Origin of the sequence: Staphylococcus sp. FSL W8-0056 (genome assembly GCF_037963075.1) — a bacterium.
Classification (GTDB): domain Bacteria; phylum Bacillota; class Bacilli; order Staphylococcales; family Staphylococcaceae; genus Staphylococcus; species Staphylococcus aureus.
This window is the reverse complement of sequence record NZ_CP150142.1, coordinates 1243606-1257195: the sequence shown is the minus strand read 5'-3', so window position 1 is coordinate 1257195 and position 13590 is coordinate 1243606. Positions and strand designations below refer to the sequence as shown.

Below are 13590 nucleotides of genomic sequence, written 5' to 3'. Positions count from 1 at the left end.
CAAAGGAGTTTTAAAATGAATAAGCAATGGTGGAAAGAAGCAGTAGCATATCAAGTATATCCAAGAAGTTTTAATGATAGTAATCACGATGGTATTGGGGATTTACCTGGAATGATTGATAAATTGGACTACTTAAAAGATTTAGGTATCGATGTCATTTGGCTCAGTCCAATGTTTAAATCACCTAATGATGACAATGGTTATGATATTAGTGACTATCAAGAAATTATGGATGAATTTGGAACGATGGAAGACTTTGATTGTTTATTAAAAGGTATTCATGATAGAGGCATGAAGCTTATTTTAGATTTAGTTGTAAATCATACATCTGATGAACATCCTTGGTTTATAGAATCTAAATCTAGTAAAGACAATCCCAAACGTGATTGGTATATTTGGCAAGATCCAAAGCCAGATGGCTCTGAACCTAACAACTGGGAAAGTATCTTTAATGGATCTACATGGGAATATGATGCTAATACTGAGCAATATTATTTCCATTTATTCAGTAAAAAACAACCTGATTTGAATTGGGGTAATCCAGAAGTTAGAGATGCTGTATTTGAAATGATGAACTGGTGGTTTGATAAAGGCATTGATGGATTTAGAGTAGATGCAATTACGCATATTAAGAAGACGTTTGAAGCGGGTGACTTACCTGTACCTGAGGGTAAAACATATGCCCCAGCATTTGATGTAGATATGAATCAGCCAGGTATACAAACTTGGTTACAAGAGATGAAAGATCGCTCATTAAGTAAGTATGACATTATGACTGTCGGTGAAGCGAATGGTGTAAGCCCTGATGATGCTGATGACTGGGTCGGGGAAGAAAATGGTAAATTTAATATGATATTCCAATTTGAACATTTGGGACTGTGGAATAGTGGTGATTCTCACTTTGATGTAAATTCGTATAAATCTGTATTAAATAGATGGCAAAAACAACTTGAAAATAAAGGTTGGAATGCGTTGTTTATTGAAAATCACGACCAACCACGACGTGTATCGACGTGGGGTGACGATGACAAGTATTGGTATGAATCAGCAACAAGTCATGCAGCTGTTTATTTCTTGCAACAAGGTACGCCATTCATTTATCAAGGTCAAGAAATTGGTATGACGAATTATCCATTTGAAAGTATTGAAACGTTTAACGATGTTGCTGTAAAAAATGACTATCAAATAGTGAAAGCTCAAGGTGGAGATGTAGACGCTTTACTTGCGAAATATAAAGATGAGAACCGAGATAATTCTCGCACACCAATGCAATGGGATGATACGTTAAATGGAGGATTTACAAATGGTGAACCGTGGTTCCCAGTGAATCTGAATTATAAAACTATCAATGTTGCACAACAATTAGAAGATGAGCATTCAGTATTACAATTTTATAAAGATTTAATTCAATTAAGAAAGTCTAATGATGTATACGTATATGGTCAATTTGATTTAGTAGATGCTGAAAATTCACAAGTTTTTGCGTACACGAGAACATTAAATGAAAAGCAAGTTCTTATTGTAGGTAATCTTACTAACCACGAAGCAGAATTAACTGTACCATTTGATTTAAGCCATGGAGAAGTAAAGCTATTTAATTATGATGCCAAAGTTAATTTAAAACAGTTACGTCCATATGAAGCATGTGTTATCGAACTAAATTAACATATTAATATGCCCCCTAATAGAATCTAAGGCCATTTGTAGACCTATAGATATATTAGGGGGCTTCTTTGTTTTTAATTTTTAATCTTCGTCATAAGGACTCTGTTTAACAGGAATCCAAAGCTGAATTTTAGTGAATGGGTCATTAAATGAAATATCGAGAGGGTACACTTCAACATATAAATCATTTCGTTCATATGGCAATGTTAACTGCAAACTTGATTCAATATAGTACCAAGCTTCATTAGTTGCATAATCAATTTCACCTTGTAAATTGAATTTCGCACAATGTTTGCCAGGTAAAAATCGGCTTTCTAAGTGTGCAGGATAACGTTCACTTGGTACACCTACAAATATTTCTAAACCATTTTCAAGAGGACAACTAATAACAAATAGTTCAAATGGACTAACGTCATTATATCGTCGTAACTCTTTAATTTTACCATCAATGAGCAAGTCTTCTAAAAAATCCGGAACATTAAAAGGATGTGACAAATACTTAGTGTCTATAAATCGTGCATATCCAACCAATGAAATATCATCTGTCTCTTCTAATCTGTATGGATAGGGTGCTCTCTCAGTAGTTGATAATTTGATATATAATCGCTCTTGAATTTGTAATTCATCTTTTTTAGTAGAAGCTTGAATAGGTGATACGCCGTGAAAATCACTAAAATCATTTGCAAAATCATTTGAATTTGCATAGTGATATTTTTTAGCGATATCTACAAGTCGTGTAGCACCATTAATCACATCATTTGCAGCGAGTGTCATTTTACGCGCGCGTGCATAAGCTTCTGGAGATAAGCCGACAATCATTTTAAATGATTGATCAAGATGGTATGGCGAAAGACCAACGTAATCACTTAATTCTTGCAAATTGAAAGGCTCTAATAAACGATCTTCAATATAAACAATTGCCTGTTGTATTTGCTTGATAACGTCCAAAACTTTCACTCCAATTAATTCAATCATTTATTTTTATTCTACATTATTTCTATAAATTATACACCCATTTGTTCAATGATTATTAAAATAGTTTTGGGCATTGTAAAATATAATTTCATAATATAGTCTAGAAAAAAAGCGAATGATAGAACAATTGATTTACTTGATTCGTAATCAATCCTTGTCATTCGCTCATTTATTTTTGTTTAACATGTGCGTTTTAATTCAATTATTGAATATCGTCCCACCAATGGTTACCATCACGAGCAAGTAGTAAATCACTTTCTAATGGACCATTAGTACCTGATTCATAGTTAGGGAATTCTGGATCAACCATATTCCATTCATCTTGAATTGCATCAACAAATTTCCATGTTGATTTTAATTCTTCCCAGTGCGTGAAGTTAGTGGCATCACCTTTAAGACAATCGAATAATAGATTTTCATATGCATCTACAGTATTCATTTTATCTTGAGCGCTCATTGAATAAGACAATTGAACAGGTTCAGTTTCGATACCTTGTGTATTTTTCTTAGCATTTAGATGTAAAGATACACCTTCATTAGGTTGGATATTGATTACTAATAGGTTTGAATCTAATAGTTTATCAGTTTCATAGTATAAGTTCATTGGTACTTCTTTAAATTCAACGACAACTTGAATTGTTTTAGATTTCATACGTTTACCAGTACGAATATAGAATGGTACACCAGCCCATCTAAAGTTATCAATTGTTAATTTACCTGAAACAAAGGTAGGTGTGTTAGAGTCATCTGCAACGCGATCTTCATCACGGTATGCTTTAACTTGTTTACCATCGATATAGCCTTCGCCATATTGACCACGAACAAAGTTCTTTTTAACATCTTCAGATTGGAAATGACGCAGTGATTTAAGTACTTTTACTTTCTCAGCACGGATATCTTCACTGTTTAAACTAATAGGTGCTTCCATAGCTAATAATGCAACCATTTGTAACATGTGGTTTTGCACCATATCTTTTAGCGCGCCACTTGATTCATAATAACCACCACGATCTTCAACACCTAGTATTTCAGAAGATGTAACTTGGATGTTTGAAATATATTTGTTATTCCATAATGGTTCAAACATCGCATTCGCAAAACGTAATACCTCGATATTTTGAACCATGTCTTTTCCTAAATAGTGGTCAATACGATAAATTTCTTCTTCTTTAAATGATTTACGAATTTGATTGTTTAATGCTTCGGCTGATTTTAAATCACTACCGAATGGTTTTTCGATAACAAGGCGTTTAAATCCTTTTGTATCAGTAAGACCAGAAGATTTTAGATAATCAGAAATAACGCCAAAGAATTGTGGTGCCATTGCTAAATAGAATAGTCGATTACCTTTTAATTCAAATTGGCTATCTAATTCATTACTAAAATCTAGTAATTCTTGATAGCTTTCTTCATTACTAACATCATGTCTATGATAGAAGACATGTTCCATAAACGCGTCAATTTTGTTTGTATCTTTTACGTGCTTTTGAATTGATGATTTTACTTGATTACGGAAATCATCATTAGTAATGTCACGACGTCCAATACCGATGATGGCAATATGTTCATCTAAATTGTCTTGTTGGTAGAGATGGAATATTGATGGAAACAACTTACGATGGCTTAAGTCACCAGTTGCACCAAAGATTGTGATTAAACAAGGGATGTGTTTGTTTTTAGTACTCAAGATTAAAACCTCAATTCTTAATTAGATATATGATTTATTATTATAAGATAATCCATTCAGCAGGTCATTCAATATGCTCGACAGTATGCAGTGTCTTAAATGAAATATCGATTCATGTATCATGTTTAATGTGATACTTATTAATGATAAGTATAACGTAATTGTCAAAATTTATATAGTTATGTCTACGTTAAAGTTAGAAAAATTAACTAGCAAAGACGAATTTTTAACAGATTTTGATTCAAGTATAAATTAAAACTAAATTGATACAAATTTTATGATAAAATGAATTGAAGAAAAGGAGGGGCATATATGGAAGTTACATTTTTTGGAACGAGTGCAGGTTTGCCTACAAAAGAGAGAAATACACAAGCAATCGCCTTAAATTTAGAACCATATTCCAATTCCATATGGCTTTTCGACGTTGGTGAAGGTACACAGCACCAAATTTTACATCATGCAATCAAATTAGGAAAAGTGACACATATATTTATTACTCATATGCATGGCGATCATATTTTTGGTTTGCCAGGATTACTTTCTAGTCGTTCTTTTCAGGGCGGTGAACAGAAGCCGCTTACATTGGTTGGACCAAAAGGAATTAAAGCATATGTGGAAATGTCTATGAATTTATCAGAGTCACATTTAAACTATCCAATTACATATATTGAAATCGATGATCATCTGACATATCATCATGATGGTTTTACTGTAGAGGCGCATTTACTTAATCATGGTATTCCATCATATGGATATAGAGTAATGGCACCTGAAACTACAGGTACAATCAATGTTGAAGCGTTAAAAAACATTGGTCTTGAACCAGGTCCTAAATATCAAGAAGTAAAATCTCATGATACATTTGAACATAATGGTCAAGTTTATCAATCAAAAGATTTTAGAGGTGAGTCCAAACAGGGTCCAGTTGTAGCAATTTTTGGTGATACAAAACCATGTTCTAATGAACGTGTGATTTCTAGAGATGCTGATGTGATGGTACATGAAGCGACCTATATAGATGGTGAAAAGCATTTAGCCAACAATTATCATCATAGCCATATTGAAGACGTATTTGCATTGATAAAAGAAGCCAATGTTAAACGTACGTTGATTACACATTTGAGCAATCGCTATAATACAGAAGATATAAATGAAATTTATCAAATATTGATACAAAATGAAGATACACCTAATTTTAATTTTGTAAAAGATTTTGATAGTTTTAAAGTCTAATGACAAAGTAATAAACAATGCTTGCCAAATAGTAATAATTTATAAAAATAACCCGTCCAACTATGTATGTGATGATGCATACATGTGTTGGCGGGTTTGTTTTTATTGGTCTTCTACATTAGAAAGTTCAATACTACGGTCGACGGCAGCATTTAGACAATCTTCGAAAATAGATACTAAATCATATTGTGACAATGTATCAAGGCCAGCTTGTGTCGTACCACCTTTAGAGGTAATATTTTTTCTTAATTGAGCCATGCTCAAATCTGAACGTTCAATCATCTTACTTGTACCTATAATAAGGTTGCGTATAGATTCTTCAACTTGTTCTTTTTCTAGACCAAGTTTCGTACCAGCTTTAACGTATTGCTCGAATACATGATATAAAAATGCTGGGCCGCTTCCGGTGATAGCTGTTACTTGATGTAAATGATCCTCTGATACTTCAATTACAGAACCAAATGCTTTAACTAAATCGTTAATTTCATCTTTAGATTTAGGGTCAAAGTTGTTTGAAAAACTAATGCCAGTAACTGAGTGTCCAACTTGCGCATTTGTGTTTGGCATAATTCTAGCAACTGGATTTTGGCATTCTAATTGTTGTTTAATATAATCAATCGGAATACCTGCCATAATTGAAATGAAGCAATTGTCTTTTGTGATATGTGGTTTGATGCGTGTTGCTAGAGCATCAAAGTCATGCGGTTTGGTACCTAAAAAAACATAATCTGCATCTTTTAATAATGTCGCATCATCATAACTATAGTTAACACCTAGTTTTTCAGCGAATGCTTTTAAAGCTTGTTCATTAGATTTATTTGTTAAATATATATCATTGGCATCTAAGTTGCTTGAGTTAATAATTCCTGTAAATATAGCTTGTGCCATATTACCAGCTCCATAAAATACGAGTTTCATTAACGTCACATCCCTTTAGTTTTTGATTTGTATGTTATATTTTCTTATTATTGTATATATATTAGGAAAGATAATCAACTTGTCTCAATTATACAGAGACGATAAATTGCATTCTATATAATTGAAAAGGAAGGTTAATTGATGAAAGGACAACATTTTATAGTGACTGGTGGTACGAGTGGTTTAGGTTTATCGATTGTCCGAAAGTTACTAGAAAATAAAGTGCATGTAACGTTGTTGGTGCGTGATGTTGATAAAGCAACTAGAATCTTTGAACAAGAATTGGGGAAAACTATAAATGTTATTCCTTGTGACTTAAATGATTTGAAGTCGATACAGGCACTGCAATTTGAAGACAATACATCATTCGATGGATTCATTTATAGTGCAGGTTTAGGTTATTTCAAATCTATTTCAGACCATAGTTTTTCAGAAATGATTGAAACGTATCAGCTTAATTTAATTAGTTTTAATGTTTTATATACTGTGTTGAGACCATATTTAACATCTAACGCACATATTGTAGGTATTTCAAGTCAAGCTGCATTTTCCACACAAGCAAATGCTGCACATTATGGGGCATCGAAAGCAGGGTTTTATGCATTAATGAATGCTTTAAGACTAGAGTCACCAAACTTACATATCATGACAGTTAATGTTGGCCCGATTGATACACCTTTTCATCAAAAAGCCGACCCATCAATGAAGTATGCTAAAAAGATGGGGGAAATTATGCTTGATGCTAATCAGCTTGCAGAAGATATCATTTATGGCATTAAAACAAAACAATTGGAAATTAATCGGCCTAAATGGATGCATCATGCGTTGAAAATGTATCAAATTGCGCCTAGATTTTTTGAACGATGTTTCCCTAAATTATTTAAAAATAAAGCATAAATAGGTGGGATGGCAATGAACTGTCAATCGGAGAGTGTGGTAAGACTTTGTGTACGATATGCGGAACAACTATCAGTATTTGAAGAATTTACAGTGCTGGATATTTTAGGCGATATTTCTGTAGACCAAATTTCAGACGGTACATTATATTATACTTGTGAAAAATTCAAACTACTTGTGTTGCAAGGAAATGTGCTGGGTGTACAAATAATAACTAATAATGATGAATCAACATGCGAAGTGAAATATAGAAAGATGTTTTAATAAAATTATTAAGAGATGAAGTGGCAGAAGTTTGCTTAAGGCAATGCCGCAAGGCGAAATTACTAAATACTGATGCGTGAGGACAACGCTTTAATTTCTATCATAAGTGAGTAATCATAATCATAAATTATAGCGAATTGTACATAAACAACAGCAGTAAGGCATTTTTATAATGAAACGCCTCATGCTGCTGTTTTTATTACTGAAAATGACTTCTACACTAAATGATTGGTATATTCCAAATCCTTTACACGAGCTCTTGCTGTTTTAATCTGATCTAAACCAACTTTAGTATGATAGTTTTCAATATTTTCTTTTAATTGGTCGACGCTACTTGCACCTACAATGATGGAACCAAGCACGTCATGTGATGTTAAATAACTAAATGTCAATGCAGATAAATTACTTTCAATTTCTTTAATAGAGGCTATTGTTTCACCCAATTCATCATGAGAATAATCAAAAATACCATCTTTAAATTTATTGTCGAGCACATTAACACTGTTTGAAGTTAATAATCCTTTAGACACAGGTCCTCTTGCCAATACTTTAACATCATTGTTGTGAATTGCATCTAATAATGATTCTGGACGATTATCAATCAAATTGAATTGAGACATTATCGTTTCGATTTGACTATGTTTTAAATAATAATCAATTACATTTGGGCGAATAGAAGAAATACCGTAAGCACGTATAATTCCTTCTTGTTTCAATTCATCAAATGCGCTTATTGTTTCGTCTAATGGGTCATCAATGGTTCCGCCATGAAGTTGATATAAATCGATATGATCGATACCTAAACGCTTTAGTGAACCTTTAACTGCCTCTTTAATATAGGATTTACTCGGATCCCATGTTGTACTGCCATCTTTTGTTAAACGATTGCCTACTTTTGTACCAATGAAAATATCATCGCGTTGTTGATATTTAAGAAGTGCCTTACCAACAACTGATTCATTTATACCTTTATCGTACATGTCTGCTGTATCAAAATAAGTGATACCATTTTCAACAGCACAATCTATAATTTGTTCGGCTTTTTTTAAATCTGTACCTAAACTCATGCAACCTAGACCTAATTCAGATAATGCAATACCACTTTTTAATATATTTTTTTGCATGTCTGTTCTCCTTTCGATACACTTTAGCTAACAAGCATAGTGTATCAATATATAATATGAATTTAAAGGAACGTGATTATAATGGATTTAAATGAAAAAACAATTGATCGAACAGTTATTTATAATGGCAAAATTGTAGATGTAGAAATTCATACAGTGACATTACCAAACGGTGAAACGTCAACAAGAGAATTAGTTTATCATAATGGTGCAGTTGCTGTTTGTGCATTGACACCTAAAAAAGAAGTCGTATTAGTGAAACAGTATCGTAAACCAGTAGAAAAACCATTGCTAGAAATTCCAGCTGGTAAATTAGAAGATGATGAAAATAGAGTCGAAGCGGCTAAGCGTGAATTAGAAGAAGAAACAGGATATATTGCCAAAGAGTTAACACATGTTGTAGATATGTATGGTTCACCAGGTTTTTGCGATGAACAATTATCAATTTATTTTACTGATAATTTAGAAGAAGGTACAGTTCACTTAGATGAAGATGAATTTGTCGAAGTCATTAAAGTTCCGATTGAGAATGTTAAATCGATGCTAATGAATAAAGAAATAGAAGATGCGAAGACTATCATTGCATTGCAACACCTATTATTAAATTATAATCATTCTAAATAACAAATGAGAAAAGCTTGCATTTTATTGAGAAAACTGTTAGTTTTAATTGTGAAGTTTGAAATAATTTGTAATGATTTTAATTATTAGTAGGGGAGTGGACATCGTTGGAAGAACGATTAAATCGCGTTAAGCAACAATTACAACAATCATCATATAAGCTAACGCCACAACGCGAAGCTACTGTTAGAGTTCTAATTGAAAATGAAAAAGATCATCTAAGTGCTGAAGACGTATATCTGAAAGTAAAAGACAAAGCGCCTGAAATTGGCTTGGCGACAGTATACAGAACGTTAGAGTTGTTAGCTGAACTAAAAGTTGTCGACAAAATTAACTTTGGTGATGGCGTCGCTCGTTTTGATTTAAGAAAAGAAGGCGCAAAACATTTCCACCATCATTTAGTATGTATGGAATGTGGTCGTGTAGATGAAATCGATGAAGATTTGTTACCAGAAGTTGAAAATCGAGTTGAAAATGAGTTCAATTTTAAAATTTTAGATCATCGTTTAACTTTCCATGGTGTGTGTGAAACATGCCAAGCTAAAGGTAAAGGATAGTAAATTGCGTAGGTTAAATTAACCTTCGCTTTTTTTAGAGGTGTGGTTATGGAAACAATTATTGAAGAATATTTGCGTTTTATACAAATTGAAAAAGGACTAAGTTCTAACACAATTGGTGCTTATAGACGTGATTTGAAAAAGTATCAAGATTATATGACTGAACATCATATCTCGCATATTGATTTTATAGATCGACAATTAATTCAAGAGTGTTTGGGGCATTTAATAGACCAAGGGCAATCTGCTAAATCTATTGCGCGATTTATTTCAACAATCCGTAGTTTTCATCAATTTGCTATAAGAGAAAAATATGCGGCGAAAGATCCAACGGTATTATTAGATTCACCAAAATATGACAAAAAATTGCCTGACGTTTTAAATGTTGACGAAGTATTGGCTTTATTAGAAACGCCAGATTTAAATAAAATTAATGGATATCGTGATCGTACGATGTTAGAACTTCTGTACGCAACGGGAATGCGTGTATCTGAATTGATACATTTAGAGTTAGAAAACGTGAACTTAATAATGGGATTTGTACGCGTATTTGGTAAAGGCGATAAAGAAAGAATTGTACCATTAGGCGACGCAGTCATTGAGTACTTAACTACTTATATTGAAACGATTAGACCGCAACTTTTAAAAAAGACTGTTACTGAAGTCTTATTTTTAAATATGCATGGTAAACCTTTATCACGACAAGCAATATGGAAAATGATTAAACAAAATGGCGTAAAGGCAAACATTAAAAAGACGTTAACGCCACATACGTTACGCCACTCTTTTGCGACACATTTATTGGAAAATGGCGCAGATTTAAGAGCAGTGCAAGAGATGTTAGGTCACTCTGACATATCTACTACCCAACTCTATACACATGTTTCGAAATCTCAAATTAGAAAAATGTATAACCAATTTCATCCTAGAGCATAAAGTGAACCATAACTTAAAAGTCACAATACACATGACTAAAAATGTCTGTGCTATTGTGGCTTTTTTAAATTGGTTGATTAATTACGTCTATGTTTTCTTAATTGAATCGCTTCTTCTTTTGCTGCAATCACTTCTGAACGATCACGCCGCATGTGATGGTCTACAATAAAAGGATCTGTTGCTGTTTCCTGATTATAATCATAGTCTGGATAGTTGGCCTTGATGATGCGTTCAAAGACTGGAGTTATTGGTAATATAACAGATGAAAAAGGCTTTGCTGCATTCAATTTTGCAATCTGTTGCTCAATTAACAATTGATAATCATTTAAATTAAGGTATAACGCATCTCTATCTTTAGCATTTTGTATTATTTCTTTAGATTTATTAAAAGACTTATAGGCGCCTTTTAAATTATTGCGGCGATAATGGTAACAAGCAGTTGCAAACAAGATTAAACTAACAACTGCATCTTGCTTACTGTAGTTATTTTCAGCTTTCCATGCATCTTCTAAAATGTCATGACATAGGAAATAATGTTGCTTAGTATGAAATTGATAATAGAAATTTATCAGTGCCTGTTGCATTTTGTTATCACCCCAATTTAAAAGTAAGTTATTTTCATGCTATAATATTTTAGAGAATTATGCACATATGACGCAATACGAGGTAGATATTATGTATGAAGTTAAATTAGATGCTTTCAATGGACCATTAGATTTATTGCTGCATCTTATCCAAAAATTTGAAATAGATATTTATGATATTCCTATGCAAGCATTAACAGAGCAGTATATGCAGTACGTTCATGCAATGAAACAGCTTGAAATTAATATTGCAAGTGAATACCTAGTATTAGCGTCAGAACTCTTAATGATTAAAAGTAAGATGCTATTACCACAATCAACATCAGATATGGATGTTGATGATGACCCACGGGAAGATTTAGTTGGGCGTTTAATAGAATATCAAAATTATAAAGAATATACTGCTATTTTAAATGACATGAAAGAAGAAAGAGATTTTTATTTTACAAAAAGACCGACAGATTTATCTCATTTGGAAACAGATGAATCTTGGGATCCAAATCATACGATTGATTTAACTGAATTAATTGTAGCTTATCAAAGAGTTAAAAATAGAGTTGAGTTAAATACACCTAAATCTGTTGAAATCCGAAAAGAGACATTTACCATTCAACAAGCTACAGAACAAGTGACATCGAGATTGAAAGATAAAGATCATTTTAACTTCTTTAGTCTGTTTACGTTTTCTGAGCCAATTGAACAAGTAGTCACTCACTTTTTAGCTATTTTAGAGATGTCAAAAGCAGGAATAATTAATATTGAGCAACAACGTAATTTTGAAGATATTAACATTATTAGAGGAGTGAACTACCATTTTGGATAATCATGGTATATTAGAGTCGCTTTTATTTACAGCTGGCGATGAAGGTTTAGATGAAAAACAACTATTAGAAATATTAGATATGTCGAAAGACCAACTCGTTGAATTAATTGAAAATTATTCATCACATGGATTAATGATACAACGATTTGGAACGACGTATGTTTTAACGACTAAAAAAGAAGCGGCAACGTATATTGAACAATTAATTGAACAAAAGTCACAAATGAAATTATCACAAGCAGCAATGGAAGTACTATCAATTATTGCTTATAACCAGCCATTATCAAGAAGTGATATTGAATTAATTCGTAGTATCAATTCAGATGGTGCAGTTAAGACATTGATTGCCAAAGGACTAGTTGAGGCTAAAGTGGTTAATGAACAGCGTAGCCAACAGTTAATTACTACTGATTTATTTTTAAATGTATTTGGTATTTCCAATATAGAAGATTTGCCGACAACTGAAGAAGACGATGAAGAAATGGATGCTTTTTTCAGTAATCTAGTCAATCAAAAAGGAGAAAATAATGACTAAAGAATTAGAACGATTACAAAAACGTATAGCTAATAGCGGTTATACTTCAAGACGTAAGGCAGAAACTTTAATTTCTGAAGGAAAAGTGAAAGTGAATGGTACGACTGTCACTGAATTAGGAACAAAAGTGAAGCCATCAGATACGATTGAAGTTGAAGGTATTAAAATAGAACTAGAAGACAAAATTTACATTTTATTCCATAAACCAACTCAAGTGATAACAAGTGTATCTGATGATAGAGGACGTACAGTGGTTACAGATTACTTTAAAGATATAGAAGCACGTATTTATCCTGTTGGTCGTTTAGACTATGATACTTCTGGATTGTTATTACTTACAAATGATGGTGAATTTACTAATTTAATGACACATCCAAGATATCAAATTAAGAAGAAATATGTAGCAAAATTAAAAGGTTACTTAATGAGAGAAGAAGTGAAAGCCCTAGAAAAAGGTATTGAATTAGAAGATGGTATGACGCAACCGGCTGAAGTGAAAGTTAAGAAACAAGATAAAGATAAAAACACAACATTGGTTGAAATTACAATTACAGAAGGTCGTAATCGCCAAGTCAGAAGAATGTTCGAACATTTTGGTCATCAAGTGACGAAACTGTCTCGTATTGAATATGGGCCTTTAAATGTTGTCGGTTTGAATGCTGGTGAAGGACGTGTATTGACGCCTCATGAAGTAAAAGTGATGCGTCATTTAGCAGAACATGGGAAATAATTAAATAAAATATGTATTTATCACAAAGTTTGAGAATTTTT

15 protein-coding genes are annotated in these 13590 nt (G+C 32.6%); 10 read left to right on the top strand and 5 right to left on the bottom strand.

Annotation, left to right across the window (positions count from 1 at the left end):
• Window positions 1–15: 15 nt before the first annotated feature.
• Window positions 16–1665 (top strand): alpha-glucosidase, encoded by a 1650-nt coding sequence (locus NSS86_RS06185; RefSeq protein WP_001041912.1) that lies wholly within the window; start codon window positions 16–18, stop codon window positions 1663–1665.
• An 81-nt stretch (window positions 1666–1746) separates the two neighbouring features.
• Here NSS86_RS06185 and NSS86_RS06180 read toward each other — a convergent pair whose 3' ends face one another.
• Window positions 1747–2613: an AraC family transcriptional regulator gene (locus NSS86_RS06180; protein ID WP_000382585.1), complete on the bottom strand. Its 867-nt coding sequence runs from the start codon at window positions 2611–2613 to the stop codon at window positions 1747–1749.
• A 229-nt stretch (window positions 2614–2842) separates the two neighbouring features.
• Window positions 2843–4327, bottom strand: coding sequence for a glucose-6-phosphate dehydrogenase (gene zwf, locus NSS86_RS06175; RefSeq protein WP_000105070.1), 1485 nt, complete (start codon window positions 4325–4327; stop codon window positions 2843–2845).
• Between the two features lie 312 nt (window positions 4328–4639).
• Here zwf and rnz point away from each other — a divergent pair, with 312 nt between their 5' ends.
• The gene (gene rnz / locus NSS86_RS06170) at window positions 4640–5560 is read left to right on the top strand and encodes a ribonuclease Z (protein WP_000454063.1); all 921 of its coding nucleotides are present in this window, start codon (window positions 4640–4642) and stop codon (window positions 5558–5560) included.
• Between the two features lie 102 nt (window positions 5561–5662).
• Here the strand turns inward: rnz and proC are convergent, their stop codons facing one another.
• Window positions 5663–6478, bottom strand: a complete 816-nt coding sequence (proC, locus tag NSS86_RS06165) for a pyrroline-5-carboxylate reductase (protein ID WP_000779749.1) — start codon at window positions 6476–6478, stop codon at window positions 5663–5665.
• Window positions 6479–6619: 141 nt separating this feature from the next.
• Here proC and NSS86_RS06160 point away from each other — a divergent pair, with 141 nt between their 5' ends.
• Both NSS86_RS06160 and NSS86_RS06155 read left to right on the top strand, forming a co-directional pair.
• Entirely contained in the window at window positions 6620–7375 is a 756-nt protein-coding gene (locus NSS86_RS06160) for an SDR family oxidoreductase (RefSeq protein WP_000678232.1), read from the top strand.
• A 15-nt stretch (window positions 7376–7390) separates the two neighbouring features.
• The gene (locus NSS86_RS06155) at window positions 7391–7639 is read left to right on the top strand and encodes a hypothetical protein (protein ID WP_000995800.1); all 249 of its coding nucleotides are present in this window, start codon (window positions 7391–7393) and stop codon (window positions 7637–7639) included.
• 215 nt (window positions 7640–7854) lie between these two features.
• On the opposite strand, the gene NSS86_RS06150 is transcribed toward NSS86_RS06155, so the two are convergent.
• Window positions 7855–8763: an aldo/keto reductase gene (locus NSS86_RS06150; RefSeq protein WP_001171335.1), complete on the bottom strand. Its 909-nt coding sequence runs from the start codon at window positions 8761–8763 to the stop codon at window positions 7855–7857.
• 81 nt (window positions 8764–8844) lie between these two features.
• Here NSS86_RS06150 and NSS86_RS06145 point away from each other — a divergent pair, with 81 nt between their 5' ends.
• The 3 genes from NSS86_RS06145 (at window position 8845) to xerD (ending at window position 10877) form a co-directional block, all read left to right on the top strand.
• Window positions 8845–9387 carry an NUDIX hydrolase gene (locus NSS86_RS06145; RefSeq protein ID WP_000365240.1) on the top strand — a complete coding sequence of 181 codons (543 nt, stop codon included), beginning with the start codon at window positions 8845–8847 and terminating at the stop codon, window positions 9385–9387.
• A gap of 104 nt (window positions 9388–9491) precedes the next feature.
• Entirely contained in the window at window positions 9492–9941 is a 450-nt protein-coding gene (locus NSS86_RS06140) for a Fur family transcriptional regulator (protein ID WP_000392691.1), read from the top strand.
• A gap of 48 nt (window positions 9942–9989) precedes the next feature.
• Window positions 9990–10877, top strand: a complete 888-nt coding sequence (xerD, locus tag NSS86_RS06135) for a site-specific tyrosine recombinase XerD (protein ID WP_000447733.1) — start codon at window positions 9990–9992, stop codon at window positions 10875–10877.
• 77 nt (window positions 10878–10954) lie between these two features.
• Here the strand turns inward: xerD and NSS86_RS06130 are convergent, their stop codons facing one another.
• Window positions 10955–11461 carry a DUF309 domain-containing protein gene (locus NSS86_RS06130; RefSeq protein ID WP_001183429.1) on the bottom strand — a complete coding sequence of 169 codons (507 nt, stop codon included), beginning with the start codon at window positions 11459–11461 and terminating at the stop codon, window positions 10955–10957.
• Between the two features lie 91 nt (window positions 11462–11552).
• On the opposite strand from NSS86_RS06130, the gene NSS86_RS06125 reads away from it, so the two are divergent.
• The 3 genes from NSS86_RS06125 to NSS86_RS06115 are packed head-to-tail and all read left to right on the top strand — an operon-like array spanning window position 11553 to window position 13549.
• A complete protein-coding gene (locus NSS86_RS06125; protein ID WP_000273371.1) occupies window positions 11553–12284 on the top strand; it encodes a segregation/condensation protein A in 732 nt (243 codons plus the stop codon).
• Window positions 12277–12819 (top strand): SMC-Scp complex subunit ScpB, encoded by a 543-nt coding sequence (gene scpB, locus NSS86_RS06120; RefSeq protein ID WP_000368656.1) that lies wholly within the window; start codon window positions 12277–12279, stop codon window positions 12817–12819. Before NSS86_RS06125 ends, scpB begins: the two co-directional genes overlap by 8 nt.
• A complete protein-coding gene (locus tag NSS86_RS06115; RefSeq protein ID WP_000159577.1) occupies window positions 12812–13549 on the top strand; it encodes a pseudouridine synthase in 738 nt (245 codons plus the stop codon). Before scpB ends, NSS86_RS06115 begins: the two co-directional genes overlap by 8 nt.
• Window positions 13550–13590 lie beyond the last annotated feature (41 nt).